We start from the raw sequence: 14,119 nt of genomic DNA on the forward strand, positions 1-14,119 counted from the left end.
ACCGGCGCCCGAGCGGATGCCCGCGATCGACAAGCCGCTGCCTCCGGCGGCCGACAAGACGCCCAGGGCGACGGTGATGCTCGCCGATTATCGCTACGACGATCTCCTGTGGGAGAACGACAAGACCGCGCACCGCATCTATGGCCGCGCGCTCGAAGCCTATGAGCCGCCATCGGGCTCGGGCATCGACAGCTGGGGCAAGAATGTCGCCTGGCCGTTCATGGATCGCCAGCTGCGCAGCGGCGACCAGCACGGCTATCATGGCGAGGGGCTCGACTTCTACAATGTCGGCACCGGCCGGGGCGCCGGCGGCCTCGGCATCTGGTTCGACAACAAGCTGTGGACCAGCCGCAACTACCGCAGCTACCGGATCCTCAAGAACGGTCCCGACGTCGCCGACTTCCAGGTCGATTATGCCCCGTGGCCGATCGATGTGGAGCGCAAGGTGTGGGAGACGCGCCGCTTCACGCTGCCGCTGGGCACCCATTTCACGCGCCTCGTCTCGACGATCAGCTCGGACAAGCCGGGCGAGCTGCTCGTCGGCATCGGGATCGGCAAGCGCACCGCCGGGGACGGCGGCGAACTGACCGTCGATCGCGCGCGCGGGCTGCTCTCCTGGTGGGGGCCGCAGAGCGCGGACCACGGCCGCATGGCGATCGCGCTGCGCGTCGATCCCGCGATGATCGCCGAGATCCGGCAGGACGCGGACAACAACCTGGTGCTGCTCAAGGTCACGCCGGGCAAGCCCTTCGTCTATTACTCGGGCTCGGCCTGGAACCTCGGCAATGGCGGCTTCCGCACGCGCGAAGCCTGGGATCGCTACGCCACCACCGCGAAGCTCGACTTCGCCCTTCCCCGCTGACCGACCTGGACGGAGACTTCCGATGGAACGCCGCCATTTCCTCGCGTCGGCGCTCGGCGCCGGCACCGCCGCCATCGCGGCTGCGCCCGCCGCTGCCCGCGCTCCGGTTGCGGAGGGCGCGTCCGACCGCCGCTACATGGTCGACCTGCTCGAGAAGATGGCGGCGCCGGTGCTGGGACCGATGTCCGAGGGCAGGCTCCAGGCCGGCTGGAAGCCCGAGCTCAGCCCCACCTGGGACGGGCGCAATCCCAAGGTCGGCTATCTCGAGGCGTTCGGCCGTCTGATCTCGGGCATCGCGCCGTGGCTCGCGCTTCCCGATGACGACAGCGCCGAGGGCAAGCTCCGTGCGAAGCTGCGCCGCCAGGCTCTGGCGAGCTATGCCCATTCGGTCGATCCGGCGAGCCCCGACTATCTGCTGTGGCGCGCCGAAGGCCAGCCGCTGGTCGATTCGGCCTATTTCACCAATGCCTTCCTGCGCGCGCCCAAGCAGCTGTGGGACCCGCTCGACCCGACGACGAAGAAACGCGTGGTCGAGGAGATCAAGGGCCTGCGCCGCGTACCGCCCCCCTACACCAACTGGCTGCTCTTCGCGGCGATGAACGAGGCGTTCCTGCTCTCGATCGGCGAGCAATGGGACCCGATCCGCATCGACCTGGCGGTGCGCAAGATCAACGAATGGTACGTCGGCGACGGCTGGTATGCCGACGGGCCGCACTTCCACTTCGATCACTACAATTCCTACGTGATCCAGCCGATGCTGGTGGAAATCCTGGAAGTGCTCGTCGCGACGGGCGCCAAGTTCAACGCGCTCAACCCGCCGGAGCTGCTCGATCAGGCGACCAAGCGGATGCAGCGCTTCGGCGAGCATCTCGAGCGGTTGATCGGCCCCGACGGCGCCTATGCCCCGATCGGCCGCTCGCTCACCTACCGCACCGCGGTGTTCCAGCCGCTGGGGCTGCTCGCCTGGCGCAAGAAGCTGCCCCAGTCGCTGCCCGAGGGTCAGGTCCGCGCGGCGACGCTGGCGGCGCAGCGCGCGATCTTCCGAAATCCTTCGAACTTCACGCCCGAAGGCTATCTTACGATCGGCTTCGCCGGGCATCAGGCGACGCTGGGCGACATCTATTCCAACGCCGGAAGCATGTATATCGCGGCGGAGAGCCTGATCGCCCTCGGCCTTCCGGCGCAGGACAGCTACTGGATCGTCCCCGCCCTGCCCTGGACGACCCGGAAGGCGTTCGGCGGCCAGCCTTTCCCCAAGGATTATTATGCGAACTACTAGCCGCGCGGCTCAGACCCCCAGCGCCGCCAGCGCCTCCGCGACCGATCCGGCATAGCCGCGCCCGAACAGCCGCAGATGCACGAGCAGCGGCCAGAGCCGGTAGATGGATTGCCGCTCGCGCCAGCCGGGCTCCAGCCCGAGCGCGTCGAAGAAACCCGGCGGCGGATGGTCGAACAGCGTCAGCATGGCGGCGTCGACCTCGCGATCGCCATGATAGCAGGCGGGGTCGATCAGCCCGCTGACGCGCGTGTCTTCGACCAGGATGTTGCCGCCCCACAGATCGCCGTGCAGCAGCGACGCCGGCGGGTGCGCCGGAAGCCGGCCGGACAGATCGCCGGCCAGCCTTTCGATCCGGCGACCGAGCTCGGTGTCGACATGCGGGAGATGGCAGCGCAGCCGGCGCTCGGCCCAGAACGCTGGCCAATCGTCGCTCCAGCCGTTGCGGACCGTGACGGCACCAAAGCGGTGATCCGTGTCCCAGCCGAACCGGTCCGCCCGGCGACCGTGGAGCTGGTTGAGGACCGTTGCGAGATCCGACCATGCTCCCACGAGGCGGCCCCCGGACGGCAGCCGCTCCATCAGGAGAAGTTCGGGTCCCACTGCGACGACCGAGGGCGCGGGAGCACCGGCACCGGCGATCGCTGCGAGCATCGCGGCCTCCGCCTCGGCCGCCGGCCCGGGCTTTGCGACCAGCCGCTCGCCCCCGGCCAGCTCGAGTTCGAACACGCTCGACAGATCGCCGCCCGCCAGCGGCCGCGCCGCGACGACGCTGGCGCCCAGCAGGCGCTCGGCGTCGCGGGCGATCCGGCTCACCGCGACAATTGCTCGACCAGCGCCTGCGCGGCCAGGTCCACCTGCGCCCAGGTCGCCTCGAAGCCTTCCTCTCCGCCATAATAGGGATCGGCGACGGCTTGTCCCTCCATCCCGGGCACGAGGTCGAGCAGCAGGCCCAGCCGGGCGCGTGCCTTGGCCGGCGCGAGCGCGCGCAAATTGGAAAGGTTCGAATGATCGAGCGCGAGGATATGGTCGAACCGCAGGAAATCCGCAGCCTCGACCTGGCGCGCCCGATAGCCGGAAATGTCGATCCCGTGCCGCCGCGCGACGGCCTGCGCGCGCCGGTCCGGGGCGTGGCCGACGTGCCACTCGCCCGTCCCGGCGGAATCGGCATCGACGTCGAGCCCCGCCGCCTGCGCGCGGGCGCGGAAGGCGCCCTCGGCCAGCGGCGAGCGGCAGATGTTGCCGAGGCAGACGAACAGGACGGCGGGCTTGGACGAAGTCGGCATGGGCTGGACCCTAGGATCGATGCCCAAGCCTCGCAACGTCAGGCGAACGCCCGCCGCCCGCGCTCGGCGTGCATGCGATGGGTATCCGCGATCGTCGTGTCGCGCGCCTGGATCGTCCGCAGGAACAGCCACTCGCCGGTCACGCGCTGGGGCGTGATCTCGAGCGTCATATAGCCGCGCCGGCTGGTGTCGGCCCATTTCAGCTCGGGGTTCGCGGCGACGAAGCCCTGCGCCACGGTCCGCGGATCGGCGGCGAAGCTGCCCTCCATCCCGCCCGAAGTGACTGCCTGCCCGGCGAACTCCACGCCGGCGGGGCGCCCGTCCTCGGCGAGCGAATAGGCCCAGGCATTGTGGCTGTCGCCCGAGAGCATCACCAAGTCCGCATCGGCCGCCTGCGCGGCCTTGAGCAGCCGCGAGCGCGCCGCCGGATAGCCGTCCCAGCGATCCATCCACATCGGCACGTCCTGCGCCGCCGCGCGAATGTCGTTGCGGAAGCGCTCGGCGGTGCGCGCGTTGGTCTCGGGGCGAAGCCAGCCGAGCGCGTCCCTGGGCATCACCGTGCGCCCGAGGATCGTTCCCATGCCGACGAGCTGCCAGGCGGTCGAGCGCGCATTGGCCTTGAACGCATGCGCGAGCCAGCTTTCCTGCGTCGTGCCGAGCATCGTGGCCGAAGGATCCTGCCAGGCCCCGTCGCGGAACGCCTTGAGTGCGGCCTCGGGGTTGGCGGCCTGGAAGACCGCTGCGAGATCGGCTTGGCGAGTGCGGGCGAGCAGCCGGGATTCTGTGCGATAGAGCGTCGCGAGATTGCCCAGCGCATAGGCCTTCCACGGCTCGTCCGAGACGGGCATCCACTCGCGATAGGCCTGCATCGAGGCGGCGCGACGCGTGTTCCACTCGCCTTCGGTAGTGGGCTGGTGGTTCTGCGCACCGCCTTCCCAGCTGTCGTTGGCGGATTCATGATCGTCCCACAGCGCCACCATCGGCGCCATCTGGTGCAGCCGCTGGAGGTCCGGGTCCGAGCGATAGCAGCCGAAGCGCAGGCGATAGTCGGCAAGCGCGATCATCTCGTGATCGGGCTCGAGCACGCGCCCCGCGACCAGCCGGTCGTGATAGGAAGCGGTGCCATATTCGTAGAGATAATCGCCGACGTGCAGCCACAGGTCGAGGTCCTGGCGCTGCGCGGCATGGCCATAGGCGTTGAACCAGCCGATCGGCAGGTTGGCGCAGGAGAAGAGCGCGAGCTTGAAGCTGGGCGCCTCCCCTTCGGGCAGCGTCTTGGTGCGGCCCACCGGCGACTTGGTGCCGTCCGGCGCGATGAAGCGGTACCAGTGGACCGTGCCCGGTTTGAGCCCGTCGACCGTGATCTTGGCGGTCCAGTCGCGATGTGCGCCGGTGCGGACGCTACCGCCCGACACGCGCCGGGTGAATTCGGGATCCAGCGCTACTTCGACGTCGAGCCGGATCTCGCCGTCGCCCGCCGCGGGCACATAGCGCGTCCACAACAGCATCGTGTCGGCGCCGGGTTCGCCGCTCGCCACATTGTGCGTGAATCCGCGCGCGCCGAGCAGCTCGGCGGCCAGGCCGCGGCCGGCAGGAAGCATGAGCGCGCCCAGCCCCATGCTGCCCCCCAGAATGAGGCTGCGACGATCGATATTGAGAGCCATCGGCTTTTCCTTGACGCAGGAGGGAGTGCCCCGCGGCCGCGTGTTCGTGCGCGGCCGCGGGGTCGGGGTCAGGCGGCGATCAGAAGACGCCCTTGACCCCCAGGTTCCACATCGATCCGTAGATGCTGTACTGCTGCAGCCGATCGGGCACGTTCGAATAGATCACGTCGGGCGCGTTGAAAATGTTGCGGCCGGCGAGCATCACTTCGAAGTTGCGGTTCACCTTGTAGCTGGCGCTGACGTTCCACAGCTCGCGATCGGCGTGGTAGAGGATGCCGTTGTTGGCGGTGGTGGCGGTATTGCTCAGCGCGCTGGTGCGATACTTCCCCTGCCAGTTGCCGCTGAGCTGGAAGTCCACCGGGCCGCGGCGGTAGCGCAGGCCCCAATTGGCCGCGGTCTTGGGCATGTTCACCCGCTCCCCGTCCGGATCGACGAAGGTCACCGAGCCGCGCAGGCCCAGCCCCTTGAGCACGCCGGGCAGGAAGGTGAGCTGCTGGTCATATTCCAGGATCACGCCGTTGTTGGTGCTGATGCCCGGTGCGTTCTGCGCGCTGCGGAAGACGTAGCCGGCATAGTCGTTGGGGTCGTAGCCCACGTCCTCGGGGTTCACGGTGATGCCCGTGACCTGCATGTCCTTGATGTCGAGCTTGTACGCCGACACCGCGACGATGCCCGAGGGCTCGAGGAAATATTCGAGCCGCCCGAAGAACTTGGTCGAGTGCTCGGGCTTGAGCTGCGGGTTGGGCACGGTGACGGTCAGCGAGTCGTCGTTGATCGAGACGACGCCGCCGAGATTGCCGTAGTCCGGCCGCAGGATCGACTGGCTGTAGGCGAACTGCGCGACCAGGTTTTCCGTGATGTCGTACTTGATCCCGCCGCTGAGGAACCAGTCGTCATATTCGCCGCGACGGGTGGTGTAGGTGCCGCCGTTATACTGGTAGAGCAGCCCGTCGACGGTGGTCGCCGCGGTACGAGCGGCGTTCACTCCGAAGCCGGCCGCAGCCACTTCCGCGATCGTGCGCGTGTCGGCGACCTGCGCCGCCGTCTTGGTCTTCTCGTAGCGCAGGCCGAAGTCGAACGCGGCCGCGCCGATCCGGGTCTGGAATTCGAGATAGCCCGAATAGATGTCTTCCTTGACGCGCTTGTTGTTGTCGAGGTCGCGCTTCAGGTTTCCCAGCTCGTCCGCCACGAAATATTCCGGGTGCGCCTTGTAGATGTCGTACATCGCGTAGTTGCTGTCGGCGCGCCATCCCTGCGCATTCAGGTTGCCCGCATCGAAGCCGAGGATCTGGAAATCGTAATTCTGCGTCCAGGGAATGACCGCGTCGGCCCCGGTCTGCGCGAGATTGCCCGACGGGCCGACGTACTGGAATTGGTCGTACGAGCCCTCGTTGGTCTTCCAGTCGTTGCTCCGCGCGCCGAGCCCGCCCATCAGGGTGATCCGCGCGCTGTCGATGTCGAGCTTCTTCTTGAGGTCGAGGTTGCCGCCGTACATCACGTTGCGCGCGTCGGATTCGGACGTGCGGACGTTGTTGCCGATGTCGTCGTCGCGATTGAAGTTGGCGGGATCGCTCCACGAACGGCCGGCGGTCTGGGTGAGATACCACTCGGTCGAATCCGCCGACGCGCGGTCGAGCGTGAAGCCGATGCGCGTCAGCCAGCTGTCGGTACGCTGGAAAAAGCCCTTGCTGTTGTCGCGGAAGTTGAACTCCGACGTCGAATAGCTGCCGCGCAGCGCCGCTTCCCAGGTCTCGCCCTTATACTCGAGCTTCGGCGCCACGAGCTTGGCCGGCGTGCCGGCATAGCGGTGCGAATATTGGGTGTGGAGCCGCGTGTTGGTGCCGTTCGGGTTGACCACGATATGTGTCGGCGAGGAGTCCGCCGTGGCGCGCGTCGTCGTGGTCGTGCCGAAGATCAGATAGGTGTACTGGTTGAAATATTCGACGTCGTAGAAGGAATAGCTGCCCCGCAGCGACAAGGTGAGATCGTCGGTGATCTTGTAGTCGGTCGCAAGGTTGGCGGCGATGCGGTGGGTGAATTTTGGGCCCGGCCGCCACATCACCTGATAGGGAATGACCCTGCCGTTGGTGAGGTAGGACCAGTCGACCTGGAGCCGGTCCTGCTGGACGTAGTTGGCGTTGTAGCTGGCGTTGAACGAGATGCCGAGCCGCCCGTCGAGGAACACGTCGGCATAGCCGATCTGCGCCGAGGGGTAGATGCGCGCGTGCTTCTTGTCGTCGGGGAAATAGGCCGAGGAAAGCCCCGAATCCGACGTGCCCACGCCGCCGAGCTGGAAGCGGAGCTGCCGGCCGTCGCGCTCGAACGCGTATTTGCTGCGCAGGTTGATGCTGCCGCCGGGCGAATCCGCGTCCATGCTCGCAGTCAGCGTGTTGTTGAGCTCGATCGCGGCGATGCCGGTGATCGACATCTGCTCGAACGAGTTCTGCCGGCCGTTGTTGTTGTTCGAGGTGGCGGTCGCCATGCGCGCGCCGTCGGTCGTGAAGGTCGAATATTTGGGATCGAGGCCGCCGATGCGCACCGCGGTGGCGTCCACCTCGGTATAGTCGATCGACAGGCCCGGCATGTTTTTCATAAACTCGCCGACATCGCCCATGGTGAGCGCGCCGAAATTGTCCGCGGGCACGACGTTCTTGGCGTTGAGCGCGGCACGGCGCTCCATGATCGCGCTCGCCTGTCCGCCGCGCGACGCAGTGACGGTGATCATCGATGCGTCGGCACCGTCATGGCCCGCGTCCGCATAGGAGGGCGCCTCGAGCGCGAAATCGAGCGTGGCCGTCTCGCCCGCGGTGACCGTGGCAGTCGCCCGCGCCTCCTGCAGGCCCGTATATTTCACCACGACCGTGACCGGGCCCGCCGGAACGCCGGTGAGACGGAAGTTGCCGCCATCCTCCGAATAGGTTGCGATCGTGGTGCCTTCGACGCGGATCTCGGCGTTGCGGACATATTCGCCCGTCGTTGTATCGACCACGCGACCGCGCACGCTGCCGGTGCCGACGGTCTGCGCCTGCGCCGCCGCGATCAGCGCGGGCGCGCAGGATGCGGCCAGCGCCGCGATCGCCAGCGCCGACGTACGAGCATAGAATTGTTGCCGAATGTGCATTTTTTGCGCCCCCCTTTTGAATGTTGGGAGGCGCGGTAGGGGGCCTTTGTGAAGCGAACGCGTATCGGCCGAGACAGTTAGAAGGCACTTCCCGGCAATTTTGGCGACTCTTCCGTGACACCGGTGACAGGAACTCGCGCCAACTCGCCGGGCTTGACCGGAACGAACGGCGTCTGCGCATCGCCCGTCCAGCGCATCAGCGTCAGGTCGGCAGTCTGGTGCCCCTTCCCGCCCGAATTGGCCGCCACATAATGGAGGCCGCCGCCTATGGGCTGGAGGCCCACGTCGGCCTTCTGGTTCCACCCCCGGATGCCCGTCGCGGGGTCTATGAGCCCGTCGTCGGCAAGCGCGAGCACCAGTCCCCGCTCCCAGCCCTTCCCGCCCGAGCCCGGCACCCCCGTCAGCCGGCCGAGGACCGGCCGCGTCCGGGCGTCGACCGCGTACAGGCCATAATTGGGAAAGCCCGGCTTCTTCCCCCGGTACACGCCCATGAACCAGCGCCGCTGCGCCTCGTCATAGGCAAGGTTCTGCACGCCGTAGGTCGTGTTGCCGGTGCCGACGAAATATTTGCCGTGCACCGCCGCGGGTCCCTGATGGTGCGGAGCGGCCTCGATGAGCGCACGGGCATGGCGCGCCCAATCGGCGACATCGTATTGGAGCAGCACCTGGTGATCGTTGTCGCCGCGCGCGACATTGCCGTAGATGCCATAGGCGACCGTCAGATAGCGCTTGCCGCCTGTACTGCCGAACGCCGGACCGAAGGCGACGCCGTCGATTCCAGAGCAGCCGTAGCGGTGGTCGGGAGAGAGGGCCGCATCCCCGCTGAACTTGCCGTCGTCACCGTCGAACCGGCCATCGCCGTTCACATCGGCGGCATAGTCTCTCGCGACCTCGGCAAGATAGACGGTGCGGAAGATGTCGGTCTTGCCCGCCTCCATGCCGACGCGGTCGAGCCGGCGCACGTCGATCACGGCAATGTAGAAGGCGCGGTCCTTCTTGTACTCGAGCGAGCCATAGACCTTGCCGTCGGCTGCGTTGAAGTCGAGGTCGCCCAGATGGCCGGTCCAGCCGACCAGCGTACCGACGAGCTTCCCACCGAAGTCATATTTGGCGAGCAAGTTGGTGAAGGAATAATAGATGTAGCCGCCCTTCAGGTCGACGGCGATCCCCTGGACATGGCCCGAGTCCCACGTACCGCCGTTCTGCGTGAGCGGCAGCGGCGCCGGCTGGGCGAGCGCGGGACTTGCGGGGAGCATAGTGGCGAGAAGGAAGGCGCCACGGATGTTCCTGATCACGCTCGACATCGCGCCTCTCCCTTTTCCGCGTGGCCGCGGCGGCTAGGGCACGGCGATGACGGATGTATGACGCGCACGGACCCAGCTCCGAAGCGCATGCAGCGACAGGCCGAGGAGCACGAAATAGAGGCCCATGGTGGCATAGAGGCCCTGCGCCGCGAACAATGCGATCGCGCCCAGGTTCACGACCACCCACAGCAGCAGTCCTTCTACCCTGCGTTGCGAGACGAGCGCCTGGGTCGCGATGCTGAGGCCCGAGAGCAGCGCGTCGGCGAGCGGGAAGCTCGCATCGGTCAGCACCGCGACCGCGCTGCCCCAGAGCAGCGAGCCGAGCACGATCCCGCACAGCCACAGCACGCGCGCGCGATTGCCCATGTTGTCGACGGGAACTTCGCCGCTCTCCGCTTCGCGCGCATTGCGCCAGTCGTACCAGCCCCAGATCTGCAGCCCGATCAGGATCAGCTGCAGCAGCGCACCGCTGTAGAGCTTCGCCTGGTAGAAGACGAACAGGTAGAGCGCCGATGCCAGGATGCCGAACGCATAGTTCCACAGGCTGCGCCGCTCGATCAGAATGAGATTAAGGATCACGGCAATCACGCCCGCGCCTTCGATCGCCGTCACGCCACGCAGCCCCCAAGCCCCGGGGAAGCCCCGGCTTCCACCACGCCCCATTATAGCAAGGGAAGGACGCCGGACTCCACCCGAAGCCCTGTCTCGTATCCAAACAGCCCGGTCTTTTCCCCGCTCGCGCAGGCAACGACATTGCGGTACAAGCCCATGATGTTCGCGGGATTGTTTCTCGAAGAGATATTCGACGCTGTCGACGACGACGCGCAGTTCCAGCGGCTATCCACCAGGCTTGCCCATAATCTCGGGGCGCGTTCGGGCGTGCTGCACTGGAGCCTGCCCGACGACGAAGAGGAGCAGGAAATCTCCTATTCGGGGCATTTCTCCCCCGAAGACATGGCGCGGTTCGAAGGCGATTTCGCTCGCGACGATCTATGGGCGGCAGCGGTCGAGCGGCCCGAGGCGCACAACCGGGTCTGGACTCTCGAAACGCTGGTGCCGCGAGAACGCTTCGAGGCGAGCCGCATCTACAACGAGTGGATCCGGGGGATCGGTGACGACACCATGCATGCGCTCGCCGCAGCGATCCGCACGCCCGAGATCCGTATCGACATCGCCGTCCATCGCGGGCGAACCCAGCAGCCGTTCGATGCGGAGGCGCTCGCGAAGCTGACGCGCTGCATCTCGCCCATCCGGCGCATGATCCTCGTTCGGCGCAAGCTGCGCGCGGGCCGGAGCGACGCCGCCGCCAACGCGCTGGACCAGGTCGGCGATGCCACCTTCACGCTCGCTTCGAACGGTCGCATCCTGCACATGAATCGGCTCGCCCAGACGATGGTCGATGGCGGCGTGCTTTTCCGGGTGCGTCATGGACGCCTCCACGCGCTTTCCGTTTCGGACGAATCCAAGCTCTCCGATGCGATCGCAGCCGCAGTCGGCGCGAAGCCCGACAGCGGCGCGCTGCTCCTGGGCGGAACGGACGGGCGCTGGCGCTCGGCGGTGCTGATGCCGGTGTGGAGCGGTGGCGCGCGCCAGCTCGTGCTCGTGGTCAGCGATGCGGCACAGCGCGGCCCGCGCACCGAGCGGAATCTGCGCGCGCTATACGGCCTCAGCCAAGCCGAGGCGGGGATCGCGACGCTCCTCGCGGGCGGCCTCTCCCCCACCGAGGTGGCGGAGCAGCGCGCGACCAGCATCGGCACGATCCGCGTCCAGATAAAATCGATCGCCGCGAAGATGGACGTCAGCCGCCAGTCGGAGATCGTCCGCGCGGTGCTCAACCTCCCGAAGCTGGCGCCCTAGGTTCCGCATACCCCGAATGGGATATGACTCGCTGCAGCGCGCGCAGTATCTCGAAGCCGGTTCCGGGAGGGAGCGGGCGACGAGGGGAAAGCCGCCCGCCTTCGGGGGATGTCCTCACGGAAAGAAAGGGCCGCACTGCTTGCCCCGGTGCGGCCCTTTCGCTGTCCGCGCGTCAATGCTGCGTGAAGGCGAAATGGTCGCGCACGCGGCGGTTGAAATAGCCGCCCTTGGAGGTCGCCTGGCGCATTCCCTGTGCAATGCGCGGCGGGACTTCGTGATAGCTGTAGCGCTTGCCGCTGACGAAGGTGATGTCGAGGCGGTGCGCTGCCGCGTCATAGTCCCAGTTGCGGATCACGCTTGAAGGCATATGGCGAAAACGCACGCAGCAGCCCCGTGCTCCCGCTTGCACGCGCGCGGCGCCCCTGCGATGTTCGGACCATGAGCGACCTCGACGCCTTCATCACCGGCCTGCCCAAGGCCGAGCTGCACCTTCACATTGAGGGCAGCCTCGAGCCCGAGCTGATGTTCGAGCTCGCCCGGCGCAACCGCGTGGACATCCCGTTCGCCTCGGTCGAGGAGGTCCGCGCCGCCTATCAATTCTCCAATCTCCAGGACTTCCTCGACATCTACTATGCCGGTGCCAACGTGCTGCGCACCGAAGAGGATTTCCGCGACCTCGCGCTCGCCTATTTCGACCGCGTCGCGGCCGACGGCGTGGTGCATGCCGAGATCTTCTTCGATCCGCAGACGCACACGCACCGCGGCGTGCCTTTCGGCGTCGTCGCCAATGGCCTGCTCGCCGGCATGGCGGAGGCCGAGGCGAAGCACGGCATCACGTCGAAGCTGATCCTCTGCTTCCTGCGCCATCTCGACGAGGAGGACGCGTTCAAGACGCTGAGCCAGGCCCAGCCCTGGTCGGACCGGATCGAAGGCGTGGGGCTCGATTCGTCCGAAGTCGGCCATCCGCCCTCCAAATTCGAGCGCGTCTTCGCGGCAGCCGCGGCAATGGGCCTCAAGCGAGTCGCGCACGCTGGCGAGGAGGGCCCGCCCGAATATGTCCACGAGGCGCTCGACCTGCTCCATGTCGACCGGCTCGACCACGGCAACCGCAGCCTCGAGGATTCCCGGCTGGTCGCCCGGCTCGCGCGCTCGGCGATGACGCTCACCGTCTGCCCGCTCTCGAACCTCAAGCTGTGCGTCGTCGACTCGATGGAACAGCACCCGATCGACCGGATGCTCGCGCTGGGCCTGCGCGCCACGATCAATTCCGACGACCCCGCGTATTTCGGCGGCTATGTGGCGGACAACTATCGCGCCGCCGCACGGGGCCGCGGGCTTGGGCGCGACGCGCTCGTCACGCTGGCACGCAACAGCTTCCTCGGCTCCTTCCTGCCGGACGAGGCGGTCGCCGCGCACCTCGCCAGGCTCGACGCCTATGTGGAAGCGCACGCATGACCGACATCGTCTTCACGCCTTTCACCCACGATGCGATGGTGGAGGGAATCCACGCGCTCGCCGCGGCGATGGAGGGCGATGATTGGCGCCCTTCGCTGCTGGTGGGCGTCGGGCGCGGCGGGCTGGCGCCGGCAGTGTATCTTTCGCACCGCATGGACCTGCCGCTGGTCTCGATCGATCATTCGGCGCGCATCGCGCAGTTCGGCGAGGAGCTGGTGACGGTGCTCGCGGCGCGGACCCGCGCGGGCGACCGGCTGCTGTTCGTCGAGGACATCAACGACAGCGGGCGCACGATCGGCGAGATCCGCGGCGCGCTGGCGGCGCAGGGTGCGGAGGCGGCGAACATCCGCTTCGCCGTACTGCTCGACAATATCCGCTCGGAGCAGCGCGTCGACTATCACTTCCGCGAGATCGACCGCCATGTAATGAAGGACTGGTTCATCTTCCCCTGGGAGGCCATGGCCTCCCCTGAAAAACAGGCCGAAGACGCGATGGAGGTGCCGGAAAGGATCGCGTGAAGACCCTGTTCACGCGCGGTCAATCGCGCCAGGAGCACGCTTTACCGTACAGCTCGCGGGAGCCAACGGCCACCTGCGCGCGTTCGTTCGGCGATCGGCACCCGCCCCTCGCCTAATTATCGGAGGAACCATGCTGAAAGCCATCATCAGGCGTCCCCGCCTCGCGGCGCTCGCAGCGGCCCTGGCGGGCAGCGCGGCGCTGGGAGGCTGCATGACCGCCACGCCCTATCAGCCCGCGACCGCCGCCTCGCGGCTCGGCTATTGGGATGAGCAGATCGAAAGCAACCGCTTCCGCGTCAGCTTCGCCGGCAACACGCTCACGGCGCGCGAGACGGTCGAGCGCTATCTGCTCTACCGCGCCGCTGAGCTCACCGTGCAGCACGGCTTCGACCATTTCATCCTGGTCAGCCGCGACACCGAGACCCGCACCGAGACCTATCGTACGCCCGGCGCCTTCGGACCCGGACCGTGGGGCGGCTGGAGCCCCTATTGGCGCTTCTATCGTCCGCGCTGGGGCTGGCGCAGCTGGGATCCCTTCTGGGACGATCCCTTCTGGCGCGACCGCGACTGGGACTATCGCACCGTGCGGCAATATGAGGCCGTCGCCGAGATCGTGCTGGGCCATGGCCCCAAGCCGGGCGACAACGTCCGTGCCTTCGACGCACGCGAGGTGCTCAACCGGCTCGGTCCGCAGATCCAGATGCCGTCGTCGCGCTGATACGGCTCCTCCCCGAGTTCGCTCGGGGAGGACGTCCGAAAATACCGCCTCCCCCAGC

General features: G+C 67.3%; 13 protein-coding genes. 6 read left to right on the plus strand and 7 right to left on the minus strand.

Annotation, left to right across the window (positions count from 1 at the left end; genetic code table 11):
* The first annotated feature begins 16 nt into the window (after nucleotides 1-16).
* Both J7500_RS11785 and J7500_RS11790 read left to right on the plus strand, forming a co-directional pair.
* Nucleotides 17-862, plus strand: coding sequence for a DUF4861 family protein (locus J7500_RS11785; RefSeq protein WP_294062167.1), 846 nt, complete (start codon nucleotides 17-19; stop codon nucleotides 860-862).
* Between the two features lie 22 nt (nucleotides 863-884).
* Complete coding sequence (locus J7500_RS11790; RefSeq protein WP_294061899.1) at nucleotides 885-2,141, plus strand: DUF2264 domain-containing protein; 1,257 nt, start codon at nucleotides 885-887, stop codon at nucleotides 2,139-2,141.
* Nucleotides 2,142-2,150: 9 nt separating this feature from the next.
* Here the strand turns inward: J7500_RS11790 and J7500_RS11795 are convergent, their stop codons facing one another.
* From J7500_RS11795 to pnuC, 6 genes are all read right to left on the minus strand, one after another.
* Nucleotides 2,151-2,954, minus strand: a complete 804-nt coding sequence (locus J7500_RS11795) for a fructosamine kinase family protein (protein WP_294061900.1) — start codon at nucleotides 2,952-2,954, stop codon at nucleotides 2,151-2,153.
* Nucleotides 2,951-3,424: a low molecular weight protein-tyrosine-phosphatase gene (locus J7500_RS11800; RefSeq protein WP_294061901.1), complete on the minus strand. Its 474-nt coding sequence runs from the start codon at nucleotides 3,422-3,424 to the stop codon at nucleotides 2,951-2,953. Before J7500_RS11800 ends, J7500_RS11795 begins: the two co-directional genes overlap by 4 nt.
* 38 nt (nucleotides 3,425-3,462) lie before the next feature.
* Nucleotides 3,463-5,088 (minus strand): alkaline phosphatase D family protein, encoded by a 1,626-nt coding sequence (locus J7500_RS11805; RefSeq protein WP_294061902.1) that lies wholly within the window; start codon nucleotides 5,086-5,088, stop codon nucleotides 3,463-3,465.
* Between the two features lie 79 nt (nucleotides 5,089-5,167).
* Nucleotides 5,168-8,209, minus strand: coding sequence for a TonB-dependent receptor (locus J7500_RS11810; RefSeq protein ID WP_294061903.1), 3,042 nt, complete (start codon nucleotides 8,207-8,209; stop codon nucleotides 5,168-5,170).
* Nucleotides 8,210-8,286: 77 nt separating this feature from the next.
* Nucleotides 8,287-9,513 (minus strand): hypothetical protein, encoded by a 1,227-nt coding sequence (locus tag J7500_RS11815; protein ID WP_294061904.1) that lies wholly within the window; start codon nucleotides 9,511-9,513, stop codon nucleotides 8,287-8,289.
* Nucleotides 9,514-9,546: 33 nt separating this feature from the next.
* Nucleotides 9,547-10,125 (minus strand): nicotinamide riboside transporter PnuC, encoded by a 579-nt coding sequence (pnuC, locus tag J7500_RS11820; protein ID WP_294061905.1) that lies wholly within the window; start codon nucleotides 10,123-10,125, stop codon nucleotides 9,547-9,549.
* Between the two features lie 141 nt (nucleotides 10,126-10,266).
* Between pnuC and J7500_RS11825 the strand changes: the two genes are divergently transcribed.
* A complete protein-coding gene (locus J7500_RS11825) occupies nucleotides 10,267-11,370 on the plus strand; it encodes a LuxR family transcriptional regulator (RefSeq protein WP_294061906.1) in 1,104 nt (367 codons plus the stop codon).
* A 172-nt stretch (nucleotides 11,371-11,542) separates the two neighbouring features.
* On the opposite strand, the gene J7500_RS11830 is transcribed toward J7500_RS11825, so the two are convergent.
* Entirely contained in the window at nucleotides 11,543-11,752 is a 210-nt protein-coding gene (locus tag J7500_RS11830; RefSeq protein WP_294061907.1) for a KTSC domain-containing protein, read from the minus strand.
* A 56-nt stretch (nucleotides 11,753-11,808) separates the two neighbouring features.
* Between J7500_RS11830 and J7500_RS11835 the strand changes: the two genes are divergently transcribed.
* The 3 genes from J7500_RS11835 (at nucleotide 11,809) to J7500_RS11845 (ending at nucleotide 14,061) form a co-directional block, all read left to right on the plus strand.
* Complete coding sequence (locus tag J7500_RS11835) at nucleotides 11,809-12,825, plus strand: adenosine deaminase (RefSeq protein WP_294061908.1); 1,017 nt, start codon at nucleotides 11,809-11,811, stop codon at nucleotides 12,823-12,825.
* Complete coding sequence (locus J7500_RS11840; RefSeq protein WP_294061909.1) at nucleotides 12,822-13,343, plus strand: phosphoribosyltransferase; 522 nt, start codon at nucleotides 12,822-12,824, stop codon at nucleotides 13,341-13,343. Before J7500_RS11835 ends, J7500_RS11840 begins: the two co-directional genes overlap by 4 nt.
* 130 nt (nucleotides 13,344-13,473) lie before the next feature.
* Nucleotides 13,474-14,061: a hypothetical protein gene (locus J7500_RS11845; protein ID WP_294061910.1), complete on the plus strand. Its 588-nt coding sequence runs from the start codon at nucleotides 13,474-13,476 to the stop codon at nucleotides 14,059-14,061.
* Nucleotides 14,062-14,119 lie beyond the last annotated feature (58 nt).

Source organism: Sphingomonas sp., from assembly GCF_017744835.1.
GTDB lineage: Bacteria > Pseudomonadota > Alphaproteobacteria > Sphingomonadales > Sphingomonadaceae > Sphingomonas.

Coding starts and splice junctions, on each gene's coding strand:
- J7500_RS11805 (WP_294061902.1), bottom strand. CDS start 5,088: ATGGCTCTCAATATCGATCGTCGCAGCCTCATTCTGGGGGGCAGCATG.
- J7500_RS11815 (WP_294061904.1), bottom strand. CDS start 9,513: ATGTCGAGCGTGATCAGGAACATCCGTGGCGCCTTCCTTCTCGCCACT.
- J7500_RS11785 (WP_294062167.1), top strand. CDS start 17: ATGCCCGCGATCGACAAGCCGCTGCCTCCGGCGGCCGACAAGACGCCC.
- J7500_RS11790 (WP_294061899.1), top strand. CDS start 885: ATGGAACGCCGCCATTTCCTCGCGTCGGCGCTCGGCGCCGGCACCGCC.
- J7500_RS11840 (WP_294061909.1), top strand. CDS start 12,822: ATGACCGACATCGTCTTCACGCCTTTCACCCACGATGCGATGGTGGAG.
- J7500_RS11845 (WP_294061910.1), top strand. CDS start 13,474: ATGCTGAAAGCCATCATCAGGCGTCCCCGCCTCGCGGCGCTCGCAGCG.
- J7500_RS11810 (WP_294061903.1), bottom strand. CDS start 8,209: ATGCACATTCGGCAACAATTCTATGCTCGTACGTCGGCGCTGGCGATC.
- J7500_RS11835 (WP_294061908.1), top strand. CDS start 11,809: ATGAGCGACCTCGACGCCTTCATCACCGGCCTGCCCAAGGCCGAGCTG.
- J7500_RS11800 (WP_294061901.1), bottom strand. CDS start 3,424: ATGCCGACTTCGTCCAAGCCCGCCGTCCTGTTCGTCTGCCTCGGCAAC.